The following is a 22477-nucleotide window of genomic DNA, read 5'->3' as shown; positions in this document are numbered from 1 at the left end:
TCTCGTAAAGGCCCTGCGTTTCTTGGGCCGACGTTAACTCAGCAACAAGCAGCCAAGCGTTGTGGGCGATCACCCATCACGTCGAGGCGTTTGGCGTCTGGACTGAGCCAGTGCTGGTTGGCGTCCAGCGTGGTTTTCAGTACGGCAATCACCCAATCCGGCAGACTGGGATGCAGGCGGTAATACACCCATTGACCTTGCCGACGATCCTCCAGCAAGCCGCAGCTGCGCAGTTGCGCCAGGTGCCGGGAGATTTTCGGTTGGCTCTCATCGAGTGCGCAGGTCAGTTCACAGACGCACAGCTCTTGCTCACGGGTGATGAGCAACATCAGCCGAACACGAGTTTCGTCAGCCAGGCATTTGAATACGGTGGTCGGTGTCAGATGGTCAGCCATAGGGGTCTCAACGTTTAAAAAGCACGCGGGCCTTATCGGTCATCGCCAAATACCGGATTGGATATGGTTATTCGAATATACGTATTTCCGTATATCCAGTAAAGCTGCAAAGGCGTATTACGCACACATGCCCGTATTCTGGCCTGTACGCTCATGACTCGAAGCCGGATTTCGGAAAACGAGCACACCTTCAGCCGCAATACATACGAACGAGCGTATATAGGTAATTATTCCGTCACCACCGTGGCTTTAGGCTGTCCAGCATCTCAATCCCAGGCAGGAGTCGTGATGAGCAGAATGAACAAAAGACACGGCATGCACGCGAAGAGGGGCAGATCAGCCCTTGCCGAGTAGCAATCGGGGCTCTCGCCCCCTTCACCTTCACGCCTGATCCATAACCTCGACCACTCCCTGATCCTCACCCAGGAACCCACCGCTTTGATGCTGCCACAGCCGCGCATAGACGCCGTTTTTCCCGAGCAGTTCGGTGTGGGTACCCTGTTCGATGATGCGTCCGTCATCCATGACGATGAGCCGGTCCATGGCCGCAATTGTGGACAGCCGATGGGCGATGGCGATCACTGTCTTGCCCTGCATCATTTCATCGAGGCTTTCCTGAATGGCCACTTCGACTTCCGAGTCCAGCGCGCTGGTGGCCTCGTCAAGCAGCAGGATCGGAGCGTTCTTGAGCATCACCCGGGCAATCGCGACGCGTTGACGCTGGCCGCCGGACAGCTTGATGCCCCGTTCACCCACAAGGGTGTCGTAGCCGGTATTGCCTTGCCGGTCACTCAGTTGACTTATGAACTCATCGGCTTGGGCATTGGCCGCGGCGCCACGAATTTGCGCATCGGTCGCATCGGGACGGCCGTAGGCGATGTTGTCGCGAATGGAACGATGCAGCAGGGAGGTATCCTGCGTGACCATGCCGATGGAGCCGCGCAGGCTGTCCTGTGTCACCTTCGCGATGTTTTGGCCGTCGATGCGAATCTCCCCGCTGTCGACGTCATAGAAGCGCAGCAGCAGGTTGATAAGCGTGGATTTGCCGGCGCCAGAGCGGCCAACCAGGCCGATTTTTTCGCCCGCTCGGATATTCAGGCTCAGGCCATCAAGCACTTGGCGTTCGCCATTGTAGTTGAAGCTCACCTTGTCGAAGGTGACCGCCCCGCCGGAGGTCAGCAGTACGCCCGCGTCCGGCGCATCCTGCACCTTGGGGCCGCGGGTAAACGTTGTCATGCCATCCTGTACGGTACCAATGCTCTCGAACAGCGAGGTCATTTGCCACATGATCCAGTGCGACATGCCATTGATACGCAACGCCATGGCGGTGATTGCCGCCACCGCACCCGCACCGACCTCACCCTGGTGCCATAGCCACAGGGCATAACCACCGGCTGCCATGATCAGCGCCACCACCAATGCCTGGTTAACAATCTCGAATTGGCTGACCAGGCGCATCTGGCGAAAGCCGGTTTGCTTGAAATCCTCCATTGCTGCACGCGCGAAGTGCGCTTCACGATTGGAGTGGGAGAACAGCTTCACTGTAGTGATGTTGGTATAGGCGTCCGAGATACGTCCGGTCATCATCGACCGGGCGTTGGCTTGCTCCTGCCCGACTTTCCCCAGGCGGGGCACGAAGTACAGCATGGCCACCCCGAACAACACGACCCAGGCAACGAAAGGCAGCATCAGTTTCAGTGCGAAGCCGCCGGCCAGGGCAATGATCGCGATGAAATACACGCCAATCCCGGGTGCGATCTCGATCAAGGTGAATAGCACGTCGCGCACGGCCAGCGCAGTCTGCATGACCTTGGTAGTGACCCGGCCGGAAAACTCATCGGAAAAAAACGAAAGGCTTTGCCGCAGCATCAGTCGATGGAAATCCCAGCGCAATCGCAACGGCAGATTGATCGCCAATATCTGGTGCTGCACCGTAGTGCGCAACGCCACTAGACCGACGCTGGTAACCATCACGATGCCCATCCCCCACAACACGCGACTTTCCTGCAAAGCCGCATCACCGCCCGCCTGCCAGGTCGAGAGCAAGTCCACGACCTGCCCGAGGAAGGAAAACAGCCAGGCTTCGTAAATCGACACGCTGGCACTGAGCAGCGCAAGCGCCAGGATGTAGCCGCGGGCTCCCCGCGTGCATGCCCACAGGAATCGAAACAGGCCCTCGGGTGGCGGTGGCACCTCGTCAGGAGGAAAAGGGTCGAGCCTTCGTTCAAATGCACGAAGCATGGTGGTCTCCAAAACAATCAAGTTACGCAGATTCTGCCATTGAAAGGTTGCTTTGAGGGTTTTGCGAAATTATTGGAACGCCGAGCCTGCGGTACACACTTCACCCTGGTTGAACGCAATCGCTGCCGCGGCGGCTTGCGCTGCCGCGTCAAGATCCGGTGCGTCAGCGCAGACGATGTGGGGACTCTTGCCACCCGCCTCGAGCCAGACGCGCTTCATGTTCGGAACACTTTGCAGGATTTGGATAGGGGCAACCGCCTGGGCCTGCACCCGATCACGCAGCATGTCCTCCGGCAGGCCGATCACTACCGGTCCCGGGCGTCCGGTTCGCGCCAAGGCAAACGCCCGCGAGACAATTTCGGGTATTCGCTCGGCGTGTTCGATCTGGAATACGCCTTTGCTGGTCGTACGGAACCAGCCATTGAGATCGAACTCCTGAAAAGAGGCGCGATAGGTTTCGGTACGGGGAATGAGTCCAACGAACAGCACCAACGGCACGCTGTCCTGCCATGCGGTGTGCAACGCGACCATCGCATTGGCCGCACCCGGGCCACGAGTCACCATGCTCTCACACCCCTGACGGCCTTTTCTAAATGGCGGGCTGCCGCCATGATCAGCCCGCCCTCGCCCGCCTTCTCAAGCAGCCGCCACCCGTCCGTGGTTGCTGCTCACCTCAAACTGCCCCACCAGTTTTTGCAGTTTGTTGGCATTGAGCCTCACCGTCTCGGCACTGCCTTGCAACACCACCACCGTCTGACGCATTTCTGCCGAGGACTGGTCGACCTGTCTGATCGTCTTGCCGTAGTCAAGGCTGCGTTTGTTGAGCTGTTGAATGATCGCAAACATACTCTCCACCGCTTGATGCAACTGCACGTTTTCCGAGGAGGCATCTTCGGCCAGGCGCAGGCTGTTATCGACGTCCGTGACGCCCTCCTTCATGAAGCTGACGGCGGTTTGCGTTTCGTTCTGCAAGCCTTCGACCATCTGCCGAATGTCGTCGGCGGCTCGAGAGGTGCGTGAGGCGAGACTGCGTACCTCATCGGCGACCACCGCAAAACCTCGCCCATGTTCGCCCGCGCGCGCGGCCTCGATGGCGGCATTGAGTGCCAGCAGATTGGTCTGGTTGGTAATGTCACTGATCAGGCCGGTAATGTTGCCGATTTGCGTCATGCGGCTGTCGAGCAACTGCACGCTTGAAGAAGAGCGCTCGACCACATCCCGAATCGACTGGGTGCCTGCCTGCACCGCGAGAAACTGCTCACGGGCGCGGGCGACGACTTCGTCCATTGCCTGCTTCATTTGCTCGGCGCTGGCAGAGGCTTGCTGGATCTCGCCCAATTGGTCTTCAACGATAATCATCATGTGATGCACCGCTTCGGCCACCTCCACTGAAGTGACGCCGGCTTCCTGGCTACGCCCCAACATCAGCTGGTTGGTGGCACCGACGGTGCGACTGGCTTTGACCACTTGCCCGACAACCGAGTCCAGATTATCGATGAAGCTGTTGATCCAGCGCCCCATGTCGCCGGTCTCGTCATTGGCCATTCGTGTGGTGTCCAGACGCTGGCGAAGGTTACCCTCGCCCTCGGCGATGGTCCTGATCACGCCTGTCATCTCGCCCAACCTTTGTGCAAGCCGTCCAGGCCCCAACAGGCTGAACAGCACAGTGGCGCAGACCATACCCAACACCTCGACGGCATCGATCATCCCTTGTGCCAATCCGCTGTAATGCTGGACCGTGTAGTTGCAGGCAAACAGCCCTGCCATGGTGGCCAGATAAGGTTTCATCAGGCCATAGCTGAGTGATCGTCGGCGGTAAACCTCCTCCAGATCGGCTTCACACATCATTCCCCAGCGATCAGGTGATCCTGGCAATTGGAACGTGACCCCCTTGCCGACCACCGGAATGTGCCGATAGTCCGAGTAACCGGGATAAGTCACGAACAGATTGGAGCCCATGCGTATGGTTTCGCGCACACCAGGGTGCAACGCCTGGGTCGCCGGGTCAGTGAAGCGCAACTCCAGCTCCGTGTGCCGTTGAATCTGCACGGTCTTCCAGGGCGTATGCACGCCGCTTTTCAGGTTTTCGCCGTGGGTGAACGTACCGTCCTCGAAACGTGAGCGCGACAACGCGGTGCCCGGTGCAATCGCCGGATCAAAGCGTGATTGCGCCATGAACAGGTAATTGTCGCCCGACTCGGCATAGATGTGCCCGGCCTCGCGCTGGATAAGATCGCCCAATACATCGTTTGGCACGCGACCGCAGAGGCAGCCCAGGACTTTTCCATCGGCCTTCAAAGGCTGATAGAACATCAACGTGACTTCATCGTGAAAGCGTGAAGTCGATGGACCGATCTGCAAGGTCAATGGATCGCTGTAAGGGCCGTGAAGAAACGGCGCCTTCAGCCCTTCGGCCAGGGCGCGGGTTTTCTGAGGCTGACTTTTACCGCGTCCGCTCCAGGTAGAGGCGATGACGGCGCCATCGATACTTAGGACAAATAGCTCGGAAAAATCTTCCGCCTGGTTGAGCTTTTCCAACAGTGAATGACTGTCGATATGGGCAAAATCCCGACCGAGATGTTCTGCCAGTTCAGCGAGGTGTTCCCACTGCTCGCGCGTCCAGTTGTGCAGCAACTGCGCACGGGTTTGTGCGATGGCTTCAAAGGTTTGTTCGATCACCGGATAAGCCGATCGATTGAGTCGGCATGACCAACCCATCGTGATTTTTCCGGTCTTGCCGAACCAGGGTAACCAGTGTTTCTCGCTAGAGGATAATTGCATGACCTTACTTGAAAGCGACATTTGCCTCTCCAACCGCGACATTCGGATGGCGAATTGACAGCAAATACCACGCCAAGTCGTAAGCAGGCTAACCATTGCCTGCCCGCAAAAGCGTTTTCTGCGGTCGACCGCATTCAATTTGCTCCAGCCCTCCAGAGCGCCTGCTACAACTCAGTGCGCCAAGTGCCACATGCCCTGATAAAGCGCTGATATCGGGCCTGGGCAATACCCTCTGGCACACATGCCGCGAGCGACTCCTCGCCCGCCTGCGCCCAGGCGCGAGCATTGGCATGGGTGGATAGCCCAAGCCAATGTACTTGCCGTGGTAAGCCACTGTTCTCGATGTCCCAGAGAACAACCCTGCCGCGATGGATCTGCCGGTGCGAGCAAATTGCCAGGCACTGGATAAACCAATTCCCGCGTGACTCAACGCTTGAAAGAAGGGTCAGGCCGCACTTTCTGCGTCACTTCCCTGCGGCCCTCAGGACTGCGTGTCGAACCCGAAGACGCGTAGCTCCTGGTCACAACGACAGGCCTTCGCGATGCGCGCGGCCCACGCGACGGCCTCCTCGCGTGAGGGAAGTTCGAGCACGGTGAAGCCGCCATCAAGCGGGGGCGCCCACGGGTAGCCGCCCTCGGCGACAGCCCGTCAGCTGCGACGAGAACGGGCGGCACGCCTTCGTCGATGCCGCCGCCGAAGACGTAGACGCCGGCGGCTTTCGCCTCGTCGATCACGGCGTGCGCGTCGCGACCCACCGCCTCCAACTCGCCTTCGGGCACAATCATCGCAGCGCTGGGAAAGGAGATCAGGTACTTGGCCATGACGTTAATTCCTACGGAAATTGATGTCGGTCGTGGAGCGAGTGTTCGCCCTGACGTAAAGTATCCTGCAGAATTGCATTTCTCGATTATTTTCAACATGGACGGAAAATATGAAATTTGCCATAGGGGTGTTGGCTTTACTGTCATTGACAGGATGTGCGACGCCAACCATGAACGAGATGCGCCAGGAAGCACCACGCGAAGTTCTGCACTCAAAAAAAGCCGACAAGGTCATCGCTGATTGCGTTCAGCGCGAGTGGAAAAGCCTGTTCGTTTTTGAAGGACGGGATGGGGCAACTCAGGAATCCGGCAGCAACGGTGGCTACACCGTAGCAACGAGTGGTTCCGCGTATTTTGTCGACATCCAGCCAGAAAAATCCGGCTCGGTGGCTAAGTATTACGCTGCGACGTATCGCTGGATATCAAAAAAACATCTGGCCGCGTTACAAAGTTGTCTCTGAATCGACCCTGATCTCGCAAACAATAAATGCCGCCTGTTGGCGAACAGCGGCCTCTCGGCAAAGGCAGCAATCGGTTCAGAAGCGCTCAGTGCTTTTGAAACGATTGCTGCCCTCTTTGCTCGGGTTACAGGATCTTGAAGGGAACGTTGATAATCAAGCGGAACTCTTCAATATTGTTTTCCAGTTGGAGTGGGCTGGACCGGTGCCAGACATAGCCGCTCATCACACTCGCCCCCTTGAAATTGCCGGACTGCAAGGTGTAGCTGGCCAGCGTGCCGACTTCATACTCGTTTTCGTCGTCCTGATTTTTAAAGTCGGCATACATGCCGTTCGAGCCACCCTTGTAGTGAGTGGCATCGATACCCCAGCCCTTGATGTACCAGACAGAGGACTTCAAGCCTGGCAGACCGTAAGCGGCAAAGTCGGTCATGTAATTGATCTGGAACGACTTTTCGTTTGGCCCGTTATAGTTCGAAAGCCCGACGTTGGGCAGGTTGATCGCATTCGACTCGCCGACAAAGTCGAAGAATTCGTCGCCATCGATCTTCTGCACGCCAAACTTCAGCGTATGGTTTTTCCAGGTCGGTGCGACGCTCAGTCCGTAGGCCTGCTGATCGATATAGCCGCCCTTCTCGGCACCACTGGACTGAGTGTTGTAGACATCCAACTGCATGTCGGTACTGATCGGGCCCCACTGGTATTTCTTGCCCAGGCCGACGTATTCACGGTCCCAGATATCGTCGAAGCGCGACAGGTAGGCACTGGCGCGCCATCCGCTTTTGGTCACGAAATCTGCACCACCGTAGGCGATGAAGTCGCCGGTGACGTGCCGGTACGTATAGGTCGGGGTCAGATCCTGAGTGCCCGCGCCGGTCCTGGGGGATGCTCTGTCGAAGTACCCGGATTTGATCGTCAGGCCGTCGATATCATGGCTTTCCAGCGAAACACCGTCGAAGGAAGCCGGCAGCGTCCGGGTGTCTGCGTAACCCATGACCGGCGTTCTGGACATCTGCTGCCGACCCACTTTCAGCGTTGTCTGCGCGAGCCTTACCTTCAACGCCGCCACGCCGATTTTGCTCCAGTCGTCGACCACATTGCCGTCCTTGTCCACCAGCACGCGGTTGCTGCCACCAGCCGTTGTCAGCTGGCTGCGCTCCAGCGCCACTGCCGAATAGGTTGAAACGTCGAGACCGAAACCCAGGGGGCCTTGAGTGAAACCGGATATGTAATCGAGCTTGAACCCCTGAACCCAGGCAGTACGATCTCGCACCGCGCGGGGGCCTTCATTGGTCTGTGCGCGGAAGTGCACCGCCTTGCTGCCGATTTCATGGGAATACCACTGACGGGTATTGAGCGTCAGCGTGCTGTCTTCGACAAACCCGTGATCCTCAGCATAAACCGGCGATGCTGAAATAGCGGCCACGAGCATTCCCGCCGACCATACTGGAAGCTTCTCTGTGCGGTACATTGACTTTGCCTATAGCGCAGTTGTTGGCAGACGAACGTCTGAAATTATTGTTGTTGTTTTATCGCGAGGTCGAAGGCGCCTTTTGAACGCACTTCAACCTTCTGCTTCGCATAAATGCAATCTTGCACGGGGTGCCAGCGCTTATTCCTGAACGTTGGTGTCGCGTGATTCAGGCAGCATCCGCATGGCAACAAGGCTGACCAGGCTGATACCGACCAGGTACCAGGCGGGCGCCATGGGGCTGCCGGTTACAGCAATCAACCAGGTGACGAGAAACTGGGTACTGCCACCAAAAATTGCGGCACCGATGGCATAGGTAATTGACAGGCCGGTGCTGCGCACAGCAATTGGCAACAGCTCCGGCACCTGGACGATACCCGCCGCACCAAACATCGCCGTAAGGGCTGCAATGACCGCATTGACGGTCAGCAGCGTGATCAGGCTTGGTGAACCCGTGAGCCACAGGAACAGCGGGACGATCACCAAGGCCAGCGCGACCCGGGGGAAAATGTTGGTCAGGCGCCGACCGTAACGATCACTCAGGTGGCCACCCAGAAGGGAAAAGGCAAAGGTTACGATCCCGCCGATCAGTACACTGCCTTGCGCGACTGCTGCCGGCAGTTTCAGGACCTGTACCGCGTAGCTCACCATGTAGTTACCGATCTGCGATGCGACCGCGATCGAGGCGAACAACATCACACCGAGGATCAGAATTTTTTTGTGATTACGCAGCACCTCGCCGACTATCGCGCTGCCGCTGCGTTCTTGCGAGCCCTCGTGGGTCTCGGGCAGGGACTTGCGCATGTACACCACCAGAGGAATCAGCACCAGACTCAGCAGGAACGGAATCCGCCAACCCCAACTGGCCAACTGCTCAGTGCTCAGGCTCAGGGACAGCGCCACCCCGAGCATGCCGCCCACGGCAACGGCCAAGCCTTGGCTGGCGACTTGCCAACTGGCGTAGAAGCCACGGCGACCGGGGGGGGCTGCTTCAATCAGCAGTGAGGTGGCAGGACCCAGCTCACCCCCCAGGGCCAGGCCCTGCAGCAGGCGGCAAAAAACCACGAAGATGGGGGCTGCGATACCGATCACTTCGTAGCTCGGGGTGATGGCCACGCCCAGCGTGCCAAGAGTGATCAAGGCCGCCGTCAGGATCATTGCCGGTTTGCGCCCGGCCTTGTCGGCAAACGTGCCGATCAGTACACCGCCCAGTGGCCGTGCGAGAAAACCGACGCCAAAGGTCGCTGCCGCTGCCATCAGACTGCCGTACTCGCCTGACACCGGGAAAAAGGCTTTGCCGATATAGACCGCGAAATACGCATAGATGACAAAGTCATAGAACTCGAGCGCATTACCAGCCACCGCGGCGGCGACTGATTTTTTGTTGAGGGTGGCGTGTGGAATAGCCACTTCAGGGCTTTCCTCACTCGGGCTTTCAGTGATCGATAATGTCGAATGGTTCATGGATCAAGATCTCTGTACTTATTAGAATAAATCTTAAACAGGTCCCTGTTTTTCGCTGTATGCCGTTACCAGTTTTCCAGCCCTTGCAACGCCTGATTCACGACATGGCTGGCTTGCGTCCAAACGGGTGTTTTCCAGTCCGCGTGGTTGGGGTAGAACAAATCCTTGAGCCGTTGGGTGATCTCGCTGCTTTGCGCCGTATTCTGCTTGCCGTGGCGGAAAACCCAGTGATCGGCCCGAAGCGTCGTGATTATTTTCTCGATCGGGTAGGTGCCGAACTCAAGGCAAATGCCGATGTGCCTGGCCGCTGGGCATTCCTGCGAAATGGCCACCTGAATGGGCCCGCTCATCGGCACGCTGGTAGAGCTGCCGGCATGTACGTCGGTGATCTCACCCCACCAGTGCCTGGCTTTCTCCAGGGTGCAGGTGTCGCGGGTGGCGAAGATTTTTTCCCCATAGCCGTAGGGGCCGAGTCCGGTATGGACGTCCACGGAAGCGATGACCGTGGCGTTGGCGGCGTAGGTGCGCAGGATCTGCCGGAAGGTGGAGTTGCTCCATGTCGGTGTCAGTCCACCAAAGAACATGCCGTCCGGATAATGGTATTGGCCCAGGGAGATAGCGCACTGGAACTTCTTGTCACCATGGGTCAGACGGTACTGCTGCAACACCTGATCATCCTCGGGGGGCCATTGCGCAGGCAGCAGGGCCTCGTGAATGTCGTGGTAACCCTCGTTTTGCGGAAGCGGACCGTCGAACTGAATAAAGTTACGGTTCAGGTCGACGTTTTCCTGGGTCACTCGGCGCAGGTGGGAAAAACCGTGCGGGTTGATCGCGTGAACATAGAGAATCGCCGTGTCGTCCGGCTTGGGTGTATCGAGCCGCAGCGCCCCCGTCTGCACCGCCGAACCAGGGAATCCTTCCACGCCATGGACGCCGCTGAGCAGGATCAGCACCTTGGAAGCATCCCTCGGACCGTCGAACACGACATCCGTTGCCAGCGTTTCGTCACGGGCACCCTTGAGGTTCAGCTCATAGCTGTCGATCGAAAGGCCTCGCTGGTTGGCCGCCGTAAAAAATTTTTCGCGTGCTTGTGCATACGAATCACTGAAAAGATCGTCGATGTGTTCTGCGCTCGTCATGGAATCAAAGCCTCGGCGCGTGCTGCGTGTACGATCGAACGCAGGCGGGTTTCGCGGCGGCGTCGGCAGGCATCACCAAATGCCTCGAATATGTCGCGGGACAGCCGGTCATCGTGCACGCGCATCTCCGGATGCCACTGCACCGCCAGGGCGAAGCTGCTGGCGTCAGTAACCGAAAACGCCTCAATCAGCCCGTCCGGTGCGGTCGCCTCGACAGTCAGGCCGGTCCCAAGCTGCGCGATGCCTTGATGATGCAGGGAGTTGACTTGCGCATGATCCGTGCCTCGCAGACGTGACAGCAGCCCACCCGCAGCCACCTTGATGCTGTGGCTGTACTGGTACCACTCGACGATCGGGCGTGAATGATCACCTTCGCGGTGGTCAATGGCACCGGGGCGCTGATGAACGGCACTGTCCAGCGTGCCACCCCAGGCAACGTTCATTTCCTGGAAACCGCGGCATATCCCCAATACCGGGACTCCCGCATCCACCAGCCTTCTGACGAGCCGTAGAACCGTTGCATCTCTGGCCAGGTCCAGCGTCGACACGTCCGGCGTGGCGGTGCCGCCATAACGCAGAGGCGAAATATTTGACGGGCTGCCGGTGAGCACAAGGCCATCGATATTGGCCAGCAGGCTCTCGAAGTCAATGGCATCGGGATCAGCTGGTAGCGCCAAGGGCAGAGCACGGGCCGTGCTGGCCACTGCGTCCACGTAACCATGCAGCAAGGTATGCGCAGGATGGCCATAGCGATCAACGCGATCGGTGGCGATGGCAACAAGGGGTCTGGCGCCGTCCGCGAATAGTGGCGATCTGGTCATGGTCAAGTCCCGTAGGGGTAAACGAGGACCCAGTCTATGAGATCGTTAAACCATGGTAAATTGCATAATAAATTCTGATTTCATGCATTATCTGCAAGTGGAAAGCCCATGAATACCCGACAGTTACAGCACTTTCTCGCGCTGATGAACACCGGATCGCTCAGCGCCGCCGCTGATGCGGTGCACCTGAGCCAACCGGCGCTCTCCAGAAGCATCAAGGCGCTGGAGGACGAATTGCGGGTGTCGCTCTTTGACCGGACCAATCGTCGCTTGCACCCCACGCCCTTCGCGATGGAATACCTCGAGCGGGCGAAGCGCATCATTTTTGAAGAGCGTGAAGGGGCGCGAACGCTGAACCTGATGAAAAACGGGGCCTATGGCCCGCTTGCATTCGGGCTGGGCTCCTCGGTTGCCCATGACTTCCTGGCCTCGCTGATCCGGCAACTGCTAGCGGCTGGACCCGGTTTGAAGATCCAGGCTCAGGTGCACAGTACCGATGTACTGCTCGATGCCCTGCAAAACGAAAGGCTCGACTTCTTCATTGGTGACGTGGGGGCAGCAGCCCGCTACCCAGAGCTAATGGTCGAGCCTTTGTACACCTGCAGTTTTGGCTGGTTCGCCCGGGCCGGGCATCCACTGGCCACGCGCCAAGGCCTGACCATGGATGACCTGAAAGAGCACCCGTTGATCGGCTCGGGATATATCAATGAGATGCTGGCCCTGAAGATGGCCCATCTCTATGGCATGCAGATGCCCATCGAGACCAACTTTGCCGCGAGCATCAATAATATCGAGACGGCGCACGACCTCATTCTCAGTACCAACGCGCTTTTTCCCACCACCTTCCTCGCCATGATCAAACTGCTCAGGGAAAAGTCCGTCGCGATCCTTGATGTCCAGCCACCCTTTGAGCTGGACCTGACCCTGGGCATCGTAACGATCCGGCATCGGACGCTGACGCCCGCCGCGAAGCAGTCGTTCACTATCATCCGTTCGTACTTCCAGGAGGCGGAGCACGAAATTGCGCCTTATCTATAGTCGCGCCGGACGGGGCGCATTACTCGGCACGGGTCCATACTGGTTGATTGCATCGACCACTAACGTGACTCAGACAGTTACTCGATCAACCGGACAGGGAATGCGAAGCGCTACAGATACATAGAGGAAGCGAAAATGAAAAAACCATTGTGTTTCGTCATGCTGGGACTGATTTCAGGTCCCGTGCTGGCCGCCGGCCCGTCACCTGTCGCCGACACTCAGTACACCTATGGCATGCACCTGGATATCGCCGAGGTCGTCTCGGTGACGGCAACGCCTATCGAGAATGAGGTTTATCCGGCGACCATGGAGTACATCGACCATCAAGGCAAGACGCGACGACTTGCGTACCTTGTGATAGACACCACCTGGGGCGGTAATTAGTTCTGCCCAGGGCGCGCGTCGCGATTGTTGCGGGTGTGTGGAGTTGATCGGCAAGGTCGCGGCCGCCCCATTCAGCCGGGTGAAGCCCAGTACTGTTCAGTGCCGCGCCGATCAGCCGATAATTGAAACACCACTCAGCTATCGGCACGCCCAAATGGATCAGATTCTTTCTCTTCTCTCCGATACCCTTCCAAAAGCCCAAACCCTGGAGCAACTGACCCGTCCTTTGCTGACCCTGCTTAGCCAGGTGACCGGTATGGAGTCGACCTACCTGACGACCATTGATACCGACGAGGGTGTCCAGCGTATCGAGTTCGCACGCAACGTCGGTGACATGGTGATTCCCGAAGGGCTGGTGGTGCCCTGGACAGATACTCTGTGCAAGCGGGCGCTGGACGAAAATCGCATGTACTCGGATAACGTTGCCCAATGCTGGGGCGACTCGGAGGCTGCCGCCGCCCTGGGCATCAGAACTTACGTGAGCGCGCCGATTCGATCCCAGGCTGGGCACGTGCTGGGGACGGTATGTGCCGCCAGCTCGGCTCAGGTGGCCCGCACTCCTGAAGTGGAACCCTTGCTGATGTTGCTGTCCGGGTTGCTGGGATACTCCCTGAACGTGAGCTGCTTGTTGAGCGACTTCGGGCTGCCAACGCCGAGTTGACCAAGCTGGCCCTGACAGATCCACTGACCGGGCTGTCCAATCGGCGTGCCATCCTGAACGATGCCGCTCGCCTGTTCGCCCTGGCCCAGCGGGAAGGCAAGTACATACTGCTGGGAGTCCTCGATCTGGATGGGTTCAAGCTCATCAACGACACCCACGGCCACCAGGCCGGAGACCAGCTACTGCGCGGCGTAGCCGCTCAATTGCAGCAGGGTCTTAGAACCAGCGACATCATCGGCCGTAGTGGCGGTGATGAGTTCATCGTGATCGCCTTGGGCACACCATCGGAACACTCGGACCTGGCAAAAGACATGCAACATGCCGCCGAACTACTTCAGGATCGACTGTCCCAAGCGACAATAGGGCAATATGAGCTGGGTCACGGTCTGGGTGATATTCAATATACCGGCGCGAGTGTCGGGGTCGTGGCAGTGATACCGGGCAGCATCACTGTGGACGAGGCCACGAAGCTGGCGGACCGCGAGATGTATAAGGTGAAACAGCAGCGAAACCGCCAACGGTTGTAGGAAAGCCGAGCGTCAGCAACGCCGAGTACGCTCACGAACGCGGCCGGCTTCCTCCACGCAAGCGAATCCAGACCACCGCTACCAGCAGCAAAGGCACGGCCAGGCTGAGCCACGACAGCAGGTCATAGAACCCATCGCCGATCAGTGCCGACAGCAGCCCGAGAAAGCTCAGCACCGCCAGCAGTAGCGGCCAACGAAAGATCATCCAGAGACCGCGTCTCATACCCTGCTCCCCGTTCCCAGGCTATTGGCATTCAGCTCGCCAAGGCGCTTTTCCAGCGGGACTTTGCGTCGGCCCAACCAGAGGTACAAACCACTCCCCAGGACGACGATGGTAATCAGGTCGAGGGCGGCCCAGATGATCTTCAATGGCAAGCCACCATAGTCGCCAAAGTGCAAGGGTTGCGAGATCAGCAAGGTTTTCACATACAAGGGCATCTCGCGCATGTCAGTCAGCTCGCTGGTTCGTGCGTCCACCAGGGCTGGCTTGAGCAGGCGCGCGGTCAGTGGCGTGGTACCGCGCATGAACACCGCGTAATGATGCTGGCTGCTGAGTTGAGTACCGGGAAACGCAACGAAGCTCGGCTGCATGTCCGGCGCCGCATTTCGGGCGGCCTCCAATGCCTTGTGCAATGAACCGAGGCGCTCCAGCGGCGGTGCGTCTTTGTAGGGGGCGGTCATCTGCGCCAACTGGCCCGTCTGCCACAGACCCTGTATGGGCAGCGCCAGGGTATTGATCACGCCGGTAATGCCAACCACCAATACCCAGGCCAGGGTGACAATGCCAAGCACATTATGCAGATCCAGCCATTTCAGTCGTTGGCTGCGTCCGCTACGCACGGTGGCGAAGTCCAGCTTGCGCATGAACGGCGTGTACACCACCACGCCGCAAACCAGCGACGCTACCAGCAATAGCCCCATGAAACCGAGGAACAGATAACCGGGCAGTCCGAGGAACAAATCGGTATGCAGGCGCAGCATCAGGTTCATGAAACCATCATCCGGTGGCTCCGGCGGGAACAACTCTGCGGTGCGCGTATCGAACGGCTGAGCGTGATCGTCCAGCGGCGCTGGCCCCAGACTCGCGGCAGTGATCACCACGCCTCGCGGGTCTTGCGGGTCGAAACCGACGAAGCGCACGACTTCACCTGGTCGTGCTGCCAAAGCACTGGCAATCACCTTGTCGTAGTCGATTCGTGGCGCTTGAGCAGTCAGCGGACGCAGCGGCGGGTGGGGTTCGAAGTAGTGCTCGATCTCTTCATGAAAGATCAGCGGTAACCCCGTGATGCACAGCAACAACAAAAAGAGGGTGGCGATCAGGCTGGTCCATTTGTGGACCAGATACCAGTTGCGCAAGGCTCGGGCGGTCATGTCCGGTGCTATTCCTTATAAATTAACGCTTGCCGAACGTTGCAGGGTACGGTCGGCGCCCAGGTACAAAAAAAGTACCTGGGCAGCTCGGGGTTACCAGTTATATCCCACAGTGCCGTAGACCGTGCGTTGCTGTCCGTACTGGCAGCCAACGGTACTGAAGCAACCGGCCACATACTCTTCGTCGAACAGGTTAGTGGCATTGAGCGACACCTCTACCCCATCCAGCGAAGCGGAGACCTTGCCGAGTTGATAGCTGACCAGCGCGTCGACCACGGTATAGCTGTCCACTTTGAAACTGTTGGCCGAATCGCCGAATGTGCTGCCCACGTAACGGGTACCAGCCCCCAGGCGCAAGCCAGCCAGCGAGCCACTCTGGACAATGTAATCACCCCACAGCGACGCCATGTGCTCTGGTACCCGGAACGGAGTATTGCCCTTGTTGCCGGTTTCCGATTGAGTGACTTCGACATCGTTCCAGGTGTAACTGCCGATCAGGTTGAAACCCTGGGTGATTTCAGTCTTGGCTTCGAGCTCCACGCCCTGGGAACGAACCTCACCCTCCTGCCTGGAGAAGCCGTTAACGTTCTCCGTGGCGTTTTGCTTGGTGAGGTCGAACCAGGCAATGGTGTAGAGGCTGTTGGAGCCCGGCGGCTCGTACTTGAGGCCCACTTCGTATTGTTTGCCGGTTTCCGGATCAAGTTGCGAGTTGTCAGCAGTAACGCCCATCACTGGCAAAAACGATTCGCTGTAGCTGGCATAGGGAGCCAGGCCATTGTCGAAGAGGTAGACAATACCGGCGCGACCGCTGAACTTCTCATCCTTCTGGGTCTGCGGAGCGCGGTCATCCTTCTGGTTGGTGGCCCAATCGTACCGGCCACCCAGGAGGAACACCCACTTGTCGACTTTCAACTGGTCCTGCAGGTAGACACCGGTTTGCGACATTTTCTGTTCGTAGCTATTGGCACTGAACGGAATGAAAGTCAGTGGCTGCCCGTTGACCGGATTGAACACGTCGAAGCTTTCCAGGATGAAGTTCAGCGACTGGTCCTGATCGAACTTGCCGTTGTTGTAATCAATGCCGGTCAACAGCGTGTGTTCGAGTGGGCCCGTAGCGAAGTTGGCCTGGATCTGGTTATCCATGGTGAACAGATGGCCGTCGCCCTTGCGTTGATCGTTATAGCGCGAGTACTGGTCGCCAACCGGCCCGAACAGGGCAATCTCGGAACTGGCTTGACGATAGTCGCTGTAACGTACGTTTTGGCGCGCAGTCCAGATTTCGTCGAACTGATGCTCGAACACATAACCCAACGATGTCTTTTCGTTGGTCATGAAGTCCGTGGCGGTGTCTCCCACGTAGGTGTCGCGGTCCAGACGTCCACGCGGGTCTCGAAACACTGTGCCCTCGGCCGGTAACGGATTGGCGAAGTTGCCGGTCTGTTTCTGATACTCACCCAAAAACGTCAGCTCGGTGTTGTCGCTGGGACGGTAGCTGATGGCTGGAGCAATGTACTGGCGACGGTTGGTAATGTGGTCGGTCTGGGCATCGGCTTCCCGGAACAGGCCAGTCAGCCGGTAACTCCAGATCCCCTCCTCGTCCAGCGCATCCCCCAGATCAAAGGCGCCCTGATGGTAGTTCTCGTTGCCCATTTGCAACTGCACTTCATGCAGTGGCTCGATCGTCGGCCGCTTGGTCACCAGATTGATCTGGCCGCCCGGGTCGGAGGCTCCGTAGAGAACCGAGCTGGCACCGCGCAGCACCTCAATACGTTCCAGACCATAGGGTTCAGGGGCGTCCCAGCCGAGAAAGTCGGGCAGGAAGGTGCGCGTACCATCACGCAACATGCGCCCGGTGCCCTGCTGAAAACCGCGAATAGTCAACTGGTCGGTCACAAACTGAGGCCCGGCAATTTCGGCATTGACGCCCGGCGTATAGCGCAGAGCTTGTGAGACGGTCTTGGGTTGCTGGGCCTCAATTTGCTCTCGGGTGACCACCGAAACCGAGTATGGCGTTTCAACCAGTGGCGTGTCGGTCTTGGTCCCGGCAGAAGCGTGCTTGGCCACATAGCCGTCATTGGGACTCACGGAGCTGTAGGCCTGACCAACGATGCTGGTGACAGGCAAGGCCATCGCCGAGTCGTCAGTGCCGCCCTGCAATGTCACATGGTTGCCTTCGATCTGGTAGACGATCCTGGCCCCTCCCAACAACTGACGCAGTGCGGCCTCCGGCTCCATCTTTCCGGCGACGTCACGACTACGAATGCCGGACACGGTGTCTTGACTGTAGATGATCTGCAGATTGGCCTGCCTCGCCAGATCGGAAAGCGCAGAGGACAGCGCCTGCGAAGGAATGTTGACCTGGACCGGGTCGGCCATCGCCGGTACGGCTGTCACCAGTGTGAGGCCCAGAATGGTGGCGGCGATGCAGCGGCGCAGGCTCAGGGCGGGTCGATTCAGTGGATAGGCGCTCATAATGCTTCCGGTAGCTTGAATGTAAGGGCATGCCGGATCGACGAATGAGCGTGTGATTTGTTCAGAAAATCACAAGAAAGAAATCCAGAAGGTGGGGTTCAGCGCCTCAATAGCAAAGTCGCTTGATCGCTGTGGCGCAATTTGACCGGCAGTATCTTCGGCAGCGCGCTAACCAGCTGGCCAAGTTCAGCGGTGTCATAGGTGCCACCGAAACGCAGGTCGCCCACCCCGCTGTCCGCCAGCTTCAACGGTACGTCAAGGTAGCGGTTGATCAGGGGCAGCGCTTCGCGCAGGCTGACATCATCAAGCATCAGCTTGCCGTTGCGCCAGGCAGCAGCCCGGGAGGGATCGATGCGGGCCAATTGCACCATTCGATCAGGGCCGAATGCCGCTTGCATCCCCGCTGTGAGCACTGCGCCCTGATTGTTGTCATCGCTGCCGTCATTGCGCGAAGCCAGTACCGAACCCTGGGTGACGGTTACCGTGGTGATTTCCTGTCCGGTCCAGACATTGAAATGAGTACCGGTGACTCTGATATTGGCGTTGTCGGCACGTATCACGAATGGCTTTTCAAGGTCGTGCTGAACATCGAAAAAAGCTTCGCCATTACGCAGCAGTACCTGGCGCTGATCGCGAAAACCGAGGTAGACAAGTCCAGTTCGCTGATTGAGTTGCACCTGACTGTGATCCGGCAGTAGCACCTGTCGACGGACTTCCTGCGCCATGAAGTAGCGGACACTGCCAGGCAGCATGCCCACTGACCAACCTGTACCCCAGACGGCACCCACGGCGACCACGAACACCGCCGCGCGCGCCATCCAGGGTAAACGCTCGCTCCAGCGCGAGCGTCCTGAACGGTCGACATCCAGGCTGGCTGGCAACTGCTCGCTTACCTGCCAGATTCGACAAATTTTGGTGTATTCCACCCCATGGGACGGATCCGCATCATGCCAGCGCCGGAACTGCGCGCGATCGGCATCCGTGCACTCGCCGAAGTGCAGTCGCACACACCAGTCGGCAGCAATTTCACCAGTAGATTTCTGCGGGCAGGAAGGATTGGTCATCATGGCTGGTAGAAGGAAAATTTCCGCAAGCTTACTCCATGTCCGGCGGTTTTGGTTCAGTTCCAGCACACCGTTGAAATCGCCTTCGGCATGGTTGATGGCACTTTGGGTGAAATGCGACAGAGGATTTATTGCAAATAATTCTTAATAAGAATAAATTCACGACCCTCGCTGGCAGATTCATAAAAACAATTCAGGTGCATCATGCAAAAGCCTAATACGGCGGGGAGCGGCTCCCAATTGCTTGAAGTGTTCTTTGAGCGGCGTCAGCGCTTGATTGGGCTCGCGGCGCGAATCACCGGATGCCGCAGCCATGCCGAGGACATTGTCCATGAAGCCTTCCTGAAAATGGGCGAGGCTGACGCGAGTGGGCCGATCCGGTCTCAAGCCTCGTACCTCACGCGTATAGTGCGCAATCTGTCGATCGACCATTACCGTCGCCGCCAGTTTGAAGAACGCTTGATCGTCCAGGAAGATGACAGCAGCGAGGTGTCCGGCCCACAGGCGGAAACGCCGGAAGCACTGGTGTCGGATCAACAGGTGCTGGAAAGGGTTTGCGGAGCATTGTCCGATTTGCCCGAACGCACGCGCTATGCGTTCGAAATGTGCCGAATTCACGGCATGAAACAGAACGAAATCGCGAAAAAACTTGGTGTTTCTCCATCACTGGTCCACGCCATGATCAGTGAGGCCCTGCTCCACTGCCGGCAAAAAGCGCTTTAGGGCACCCTGTCAATTCTCCACCGACACCGGCTTGTTCAACTCCCCGATCTTTTCCAATCGCGCCCGAACGATGTTGCGGCTGATATTCAGTAATCGTCCGGTCTGCAATTGGTTGCCATGGCAAAACCGGTAAGCGGCGCGAAAAATGGTTTCTTCAATGTGCTCATAAAGATCGGGAATGTTCTGTTCGAACAGTGCGTTAAGTGCCGCTTCCAGATCCACCGGTCCGGCGATCCCCAGACTTGCATGAACCGCTTGTTCCTGCTCGTGACGGATGCCTGAGGAGCGCATGTCCACCAAATGCAGATCCGCGGGTGCGACCCGCTGATTGCGGCACACCAGCAAGGCATGGTGAATGGAGTTTTCCAGTTCGCGGATGTTGCCCGGCCAGCTGTGCTCCAACAGTTTTCGTTCGGCTTCGACACTCAGTGACGCACGGTTGTAACCCAGGCGCTGGCAGTGCTCTTCGAGGAAAAACTCAGCCAGCGGCAGGATGTCTCCCGGTCGTTCCCGCAGGGGTGGCAGGCGAATCGTCGCGACGTGCAAGCGGTAGAAAAGATCCTCGCGAAAATGCCCGGCGACGACCGCATCCGCCAGATTGACGTTGGTCGCGGCCACCAGGCGCACATTGATCGGAATCGGCGTGCGCGACCCCAGACGCACGACTTCGCGCTCCTGCAAGACCCGCAGCAATTTGACCTGCATGTTCAGCGGAAGATCACCGATCTCATCCAGAAACAACGTGCCGCCGTTGGCCGCTTCGAACCAGCCGGCCTTGCTGGAAGTGGCGCCGGTGAACGCGCCTTTTTCGTGGCCGAACAACTCACTTTCCACCAGGGTTTCGGCAAACGCACCGCAGTTCACTGCGACGAAAGGTTCGCGCCCCCTGCGACTCAAGTGGTGGATGTGACGGGCAACCAGCTCCTTGCCGGTTCCGGTTTCGCCGATGATCAGGGTATTGGCTTCACTGGGCGCCAGGCGCTCTATTCGGCTGAGCAACTCCTGGGAGCGCGGGTCCTTGAAAACCAGAACGGTGGCCCTTACCGATTTGGTCAATTCGCGGGCGTTTGGATGAGTGATCAGCGACATGGTGCATTCCTGGCAGTAAAAGCGCGTGATCAATATTGCACGAAGTTGTTTAGACTAAAAAATTATTAATTAGTATTTGCATATACCCAGATCGAATATATCGATCAATTGTTCGTGCCTTGTTGCTGGAGCAGCAACTGCCAAGCATTCCCCTGTTTGCAGATCAGCACCCTACCCTCGACATCACACTCGCTACCCAACCCTGAAGTCCCGCCGCGCAAGGCCTGCAGGCGGATTTTCGCGCTGTGGCATGCAATCTGCTCTCTCCCTCCCGACAGCGTTCCACCTGTAGGCACTGGCTTGCCGTCGATGGCGCCCGCAACGGCGCCGCAAGGCTCAAGGGCATATCGCCAGCGAGCCGGCTCCTACAGGAGATGGGTGCACCACGTGAATTGTGTAGGAGCTGGCTTGCCAGCGATGGCGTCCGCAAGGACGACGCAAGGTTTTCGCCAATTGCCATTTAGGGAGATTTCAATGAAACGTTTCTGGCGCAACAGCCTGGTCGCATTGACCGGTTTTCTGCTCAGTGCCACCGCACTGGCCGAACAGGTACCGACGTCGGTGAAGATCGCCATCGTCGCCTACACCCAGGGCGGAAAACCGGTGTTCGGTGGCATCGCCGGGCGGGTTATCGAAGACGGTTGGCTAGAACAGCAACTGAGCCAGCGCGGCGTGAAACTTGAGTGGATTGCCCTGCCCCACGCTGGCGCCGGTCCGCAGATCAACGAAGGCTTCAGCAACAACAGCATCGACTTCGCCGTGCGCGGCGATCTGCCCTCGGTGATCGCTGGCGCCGGTGGCGTGCCGGGTAAATTGATCGTACCCGGAGGCAGCGGCAACAACATTTATCTGGTGGTACCGGCAGGTTCCGAGGCCAAGAGCATCGAAGATTTGAAAGGCAAACGCCTGGCCCTGCACCGAGGTCGTCCCTGGGAGTTCGCATTCAGCAACTTTCTCGCCAGCAAAGGCCTGAAGCTCGACGACTTCAAGATCGCCAACCTCAACCCGCAAGTCGGTGCCGCAGCCGTGTCCGCCGGCAAAGTCGATGCGGCGGTACTGCTCAGCGAGGCCTACGCACTGGAGGACAAAGGCGTGGGCAAGATTCTCTGGTCGACCAAGGAAGGCGCCAACGACTGGCGCCTGATCTCCGACCTCTGGGGCACCGATAACTTCGTCACCCAGCACCCCGACATCACGCAGTTGCTGGCGACGGCCTGGGTCAAGGCCGCCTGGTGGATTTCCCAGGAGCAGAACCAGGATGCCTACTACCAACTCTCCTCCCGCGCCGGCACAGCGGAAAGCGTGCTGCGTCGCGACGATCAGAACGACCCGGTGGCCTGGAAGGAGCGCTGGGCGCCGAAGAGCGACCAACAACTCAAAGCACATTACCAGGCCCTGACAGCTTACGCCCTGGCCAATCACCTGATTCGCGACAACTACGACATCACCCCTTCGCTGGCCACCGGTTTCACCAACCAGGCGCTGATCGATCTGCAACTCACCGACTATTGGCCGGCCCTGCGTGGCCAGGTCAGCAACAATCCATGAATAGGGAA

The 22477-nt window shown here is 58.3% G+C and carries 21 protein-coding genes and 2 pseudogenes; 7 read left to right on the top strand and 16 right to left on the bottom strand.

Annotated elements, in window-relative coordinates; translation table 11 throughout:
* Window positions 1–38: 38 nt before the first annotated feature.
* The 6 genes and pseudogenes from AD668_RS13470 to AD668_RS13450 form a co-directional block, all read right to left on the bottom strand.
* The gene (locus AD668_RS13470; RefSeq protein ID WP_053159464.1) at window positions 39–395 is read right to left on the bottom strand and encodes a metalloregulator ArsR/SmtB family transcription factor; all 357 of its coding nucleotides are present in this window, start codon (window positions 393–395) and stop codon (window positions 39–41) included.
* 381 nt (window positions 396–776) lie between these two features.
* Window positions 777–2636 carry an ABC transporter ATP-binding protein gene (locus tag AD668_RS13465; RefSeq protein ID WP_053159461.1) on the bottom strand — a complete coding sequence of 620 codons (1860 nt, stop codon included), beginning with the start codon at window positions 2634–2636 and terminating at the stop codon, window positions 777–779.
* An 81-nt stretch (window positions 2637–2717) separates the two neighbouring features.
* Window positions 2718–2858: pseudogene (locus AD668_RS29960) on the bottom strand (aldehyde dehydrogenase family protein); the annotation flags it as partial.
* A 213-nt stretch (window positions 2859–3071) separates the two neighbouring features.
* Window positions 3072–3200: pseudogene (locus AD668_RS30355) on the bottom strand (thiamine pyrophosphate-binding protein); the annotation flags it as partial.
* Window positions 3201–3272: 72 nt separating this feature from the next.
* Window positions 3273–3923, bottom strand: coding sequence for a methyl-accepting chemotaxis protein (locus tag AD668_RS30350; RefSeq protein WP_371259803.1), 651 nt, complete (start codon window positions 3921–3923; stop codon window positions 3273–3275).
* A gap of 1920 nt (window positions 3924–5843) precedes the next feature.
* Window positions 5844–6239 (bottom strand): hypothetical protein, encoded by a 396-nt coding sequence (locus tag AD668_RS13450; RefSeq protein WP_256220646.1) that lies wholly within the window; start codon window positions 6237–6239, stop codon window positions 5844–5846.
* 110 nt (window positions 6240–6349) lie between these two features.
* Here AD668_RS13450 and AD668_RS13445 point away from each other — a divergent pair, with 110 nt between their 5' ends.
* Complete coding sequence (locus AD668_RS13445; RefSeq protein WP_053159454.1) at window positions 6350–6700, top strand: hypothetical protein; 351 nt, start codon at window positions 6350–6352, stop codon at window positions 6698–6700.
* A gap of 124 nt (window positions 6701–6824) precedes the next feature.
* Here the strand turns inward: AD668_RS13445 and AD668_RS13440 are convergent, their stop codons facing one another.
* The 4 genes from AD668_RS13440 to AD668_RS13425 form a co-directional block, all read right to left on the bottom strand.
* Window positions 6825–8129 carry an OprD family outer membrane porin gene (locus AD668_RS13440; RefSeq protein WP_256220645.1) on the bottom strand — a complete coding sequence of 435 codons (1305 nt, stop codon included), beginning with the start codon at window positions 8127–8129 and terminating at the stop codon, window positions 6825–6827.
* Between the two features lie 180 nt (window positions 8130–8309).
* A complete protein-coding gene (locus AD668_RS13435) occupies window positions 8310–9632 on the bottom strand; it encodes an MFS transporter (RefSeq protein WP_053159450.1) in 1323 nt (440 codons plus the stop codon).
* A 65-nt stretch (window positions 9633–9697) separates the two neighbouring features.
* A complete protein-coding gene (locus tag AD668_RS13430; RefSeq protein WP_053159448.1) occupies window positions 9698–10771 on the bottom strand; it encodes a M14 family metallopeptidase in 1074 nt (357 codons plus the stop codon).
* Entirely contained in the window at window positions 10768–11592 is an 825-nt protein-coding gene (locus tag AD668_RS13425) for a gamma-glutamyl-gamma-aminobutyrate hydrolase family protein (RefSeq protein WP_053159446.1), read from the bottom strand. The genes AD668_RS13430 and AD668_RS13425 overlap by 4 nt, the downstream gene beginning before the upstream one ends.
* A gap of 108 nt (window positions 11593–11700) precedes the next feature.
* On the opposite strand from AD668_RS13425, the gene AD668_RS13420 reads away from it, so the two are divergent.
* From AD668_RS13420 to AD668_RS29945, 4 genes are all read left to right on the top strand, one after another.
* Window positions 11701–12630 carry a LysR family transcriptional regulator gene (locus tag AD668_RS13420; RefSeq protein WP_053159444.1) on the top strand — a complete coding sequence of 310 codons (930 nt, stop codon included), beginning with the start codon at window positions 11701–11703 and terminating at the stop codon, window positions 12628–12630.
* A 135-nt stretch (window positions 12631–12765) separates the two neighbouring features.
* Window positions 12766–13014: a DUF2790 domain-containing protein gene (locus AD668_RS13415; protein ID WP_053159442.1), complete on the top strand. Its 249-nt coding sequence runs from the start codon at window positions 12766–12768 to the stop codon at window positions 13012–13014.
* A gap of 154 nt (window positions 13015–13168) precedes the next feature.
* Complete coding sequence (locus AD668_RS29950) at window positions 13169–13675, top strand: GAF domain-containing protein (protein ID WP_256220644.1); 507 nt, start codon at window positions 13169–13171, stop codon at window positions 13673–13675.
* The gene (locus tag AD668_RS29945; protein WP_256220643.1) at window positions 13672–14202 is read left to right on the top strand and encodes a GGDEF domain-containing protein; all 531 of its coding nucleotides are present in this window, start codon (window positions 13672–13674) and stop codon (window positions 14200–14202) included. Before AD668_RS29950 ends, AD668_RS29945 begins: the two co-directional genes overlap by 4 nt.
* A gap of 31 nt (window positions 14203–14233) precedes the next feature.
* On the opposite strand, the gene AD668_RS13405 is transcribed toward AD668_RS29945, so the two are convergent.
* The 5 genes from AD668_RS13405 to AD668_RS29940 form a co-directional block, all read right to left on the bottom strand.
* Window positions 14234–14425 carry a hypothetical protein gene (locus AD668_RS13405; RefSeq protein WP_053159440.1) on the bottom strand — a complete coding sequence of 64 codons (192 nt, stop codon included), beginning with the start codon at window positions 14423–14425 and terminating at the stop codon, window positions 14234–14236.
* Entirely contained in the window at window positions 14422–15573 is a 1152-nt protein-coding gene (locus AD668_RS13400) for a PepSY domain-containing protein (RefSeq protein ID WP_053159438.1), read from the bottom strand. Before AD668_RS13400 ends, AD668_RS13405 begins: the two co-directional genes overlap by 4 nt.
* 93 nt (window positions 15574–15666) lie before the next feature.
* Window positions 15667–18045, bottom strand: a complete 2379-nt coding sequence (locus AD668_RS13395) for a TonB-dependent siderophore receptor (protein WP_053159436.1) — start codon at window positions 18043–18045, stop codon at window positions 15667–15669.
* 98 nt (window positions 18046–18143) lie between these two features.
* A complete protein-coding gene (locus AD668_RS13390; protein ID WP_082344477.1) occupies window positions 18144–19109 on the bottom strand; it encodes a FecR domain-containing protein in 966 nt (321 codons plus the stop codon).
* A 180-nt stretch (window positions 19110–19289) separates the two neighbouring features.
* On the bottom strand, window positions 19290–19442 hold the full coding sequence (locus AD668_RS29940; RefSeq protein WP_256220661.1) for a hypothetical protein: 153 nt from the start codon (window positions 19440–19442) through the stop codon (window positions 19290–19292).
* Between AD668_RS29940 and AD668_RS13385 the strand changes: the two genes are divergently transcribed.
* Window positions 19383–19832, top strand: a complete 450-nt coding sequence (locus AD668_RS13385) for a sigma-70 family RNA polymerase sigma factor (protein WP_256220660.1) — start codon at window positions 19383–19385, stop codon at window positions 19830–19832. The two genes, AD668_RS29940 and AD668_RS13385, sit on opposite strands and share 60 nt — an antisense overlap.
* A gap of 9 nt (window positions 19833–19841) precedes the next feature.
* Here the strand turns inward: AD668_RS13385 and AD668_RS13380 are convergent, their stop codons facing one another.
* On the bottom strand, window positions 19842–20921 hold the full coding sequence (locus AD668_RS13380) for a sigma-54-dependent Fis family transcriptional regulator (protein ID WP_053159433.1): 1080 nt from the start codon (window positions 20919–20921) through the stop codon (window positions 19842–19844).
* A 474-nt stretch (window positions 20922–21395) separates the two neighbouring features.
* On the opposite strand from AD668_RS13380, the gene AD668_RS13375 reads away from it, so the two are divergent.
* Entirely contained in the window at window positions 21396–22469 is a 1074-nt protein-coding gene (locus tag AD668_RS13375; RefSeq protein ID WP_053159431.1) for an ABC transporter substrate-binding protein, read from the top strand.
* Window positions 22470–22477 lie beyond the last annotated feature (8 nt).

Origin of the sequence: Pseudomonas sp. P1.8 (assembly GCF_001269805.1) — a bacterium.
Classification (GTDB): Bacteria; Pseudomonadota; Gammaproteobacteria; order Pseudomonadales; family Pseudomonadaceae; genus Aquipseudomonas.
Note: the sequence above shows the minus strand (reverse complement) of the source record. Positions and strands in the feature narration are given on the sequence as shown.

What these genes read in the sequence shown, in the direction of transcription:
- AD668_RS13435 (WP_053159450.1), bottom strand. Translation starts at nt 9,632, where the DNA reads ATGAACCATTCGACATTATCGATCACTGAAAGCCCGAGTGAGGAAAGC.
- AD668_RS29950 (WP_256220644.1), top strand. Translation starts at nt 13,169, where the DNA reads ATGGATCAGATTCTTTCTCTTCTCTCCGATACCCTTCCAAAAGCCCAA.
- AD668_RS13390 (WP_082344477.1), bottom strand. Translation starts at nt 19,109, where the DNA reads ATGACCAATCCTTCCTGCCCGCAGAAATCTACTGGTGAAATTGCTGCC.
- AD668_RS13450 (WP_256220646.1), bottom strand. Translation starts at nt 6,239, where the DNA reads ATGGCCAAGTACCTGATCTCCTTTCCCAGCGCTGCGATGATTGTGCCC.
- AD668_RS13375 (WP_053159431.1), top strand. Translation starts at nt 21,396, where the DNA reads ATGAAACGTTTCTGGCGCAACAGCCTGGTCGCATTGACCGGTTTTCTG.
- AD668_RS13405 (WP_053159440.1), bottom strand. Translation starts at nt 14,425, where the DNA reads ATGAGACGCGGTCTCTGGATGATCTTTCGTTGGCCGCTACTGCTGGCG.
- AD668_RS13400 (WP_053159438.1), bottom strand. Translation starts at nt 15,573, where the DNA reads ATGACCGCCCGAGCCTTGCGCAACTGGTATCTGGTCCACAAATGGACC.
- AD668_RS13440 (WP_256220645.1), bottom strand. Translation starts at nt 8,129, where the DNA reads ATGCTCGTGGCCGCTATTTCAGCATCGCCGGTTTATGCTGAGGATCAC.
- AD668_RS30350 (WP_371259803.1), bottom strand. Translation starts at nt 3,923, where the DNA reads ATGGACGAAGTCGTCGCCCGCGCCCGTGAGCAGTTTCTCGCGGTGCAG.
- AD668_RS13420 (WP_053159444.1), top strand. Translation starts at nt 11,701, where the DNA reads ATGAATACCCGACAGTTACAGCACTTTCTCGCGCTGATGAACACCGGA.
- AD668_RS13415 (WP_053159442.1), top strand. Translation starts at nt 12,766, where the DNA reads ATGAAAAAACCATTGTGTTTCGTCATGCTGGGACTGATTTCAGGTCCC.
- AD668_RS13425 (WP_053159446.1), bottom strand. Translation starts at nt 11,592, where the DNA reads ATGACCAGATCGCCACTATTCGCGGACGGCGCCAGACCCCTTGTTGCC.
- AD668_RS13430 (WP_053159448.1), bottom strand. Translation starts at nt 10,771, where the DNA reads ATGACGAGCGCAGAACACATCGACGATCTTTTCAGTGATTCGTATGCA.
- AD668_RS13380 (WP_053159433.1), bottom strand. Translation starts at nt 20,921, where the DNA reads ATGTCGCTGATCACTCATCCAAACGCCCGCGAATTGACCAAATCGGTA.
- AD668_RS13395 (WP_053159436.1), bottom strand. Translation starts at nt 18,045, where the DNA reads ATGAGCGCCTATCCACTGAATCGACCCGCCCTGAGCCTGCGCCGCTGC.
- AD668_RS13470 (WP_053159464.1), bottom strand. Translation starts at nt 395, where the DNA reads ATGGCTGACCATCTGACACCGACCACCGTATTCAAATGCCTGGCTGAC.
- AD668_RS13445 (WP_053159454.1), top strand. Translation starts at nt 6,350, where the DNA reads ATGAAATTTGCCATAGGGGTGTTGGCTTTACTGTCATTGACAGGATGT.
- AD668_RS13465 (WP_053159461.1), bottom strand. Translation starts at nt 2,636, where the DNA reads ATGCTTCGTGCATTTGAACGAAGGCTCGACCCTTTTCCTCCTGACGAG.
- AD668_RS29940 (WP_256220661.1), bottom strand. Translation starts at nt 19,442, where the DNA reads ATGGACAATGTCCTCGGCATGGCTGCGGCATCCGGTGATTCGCGCCGC.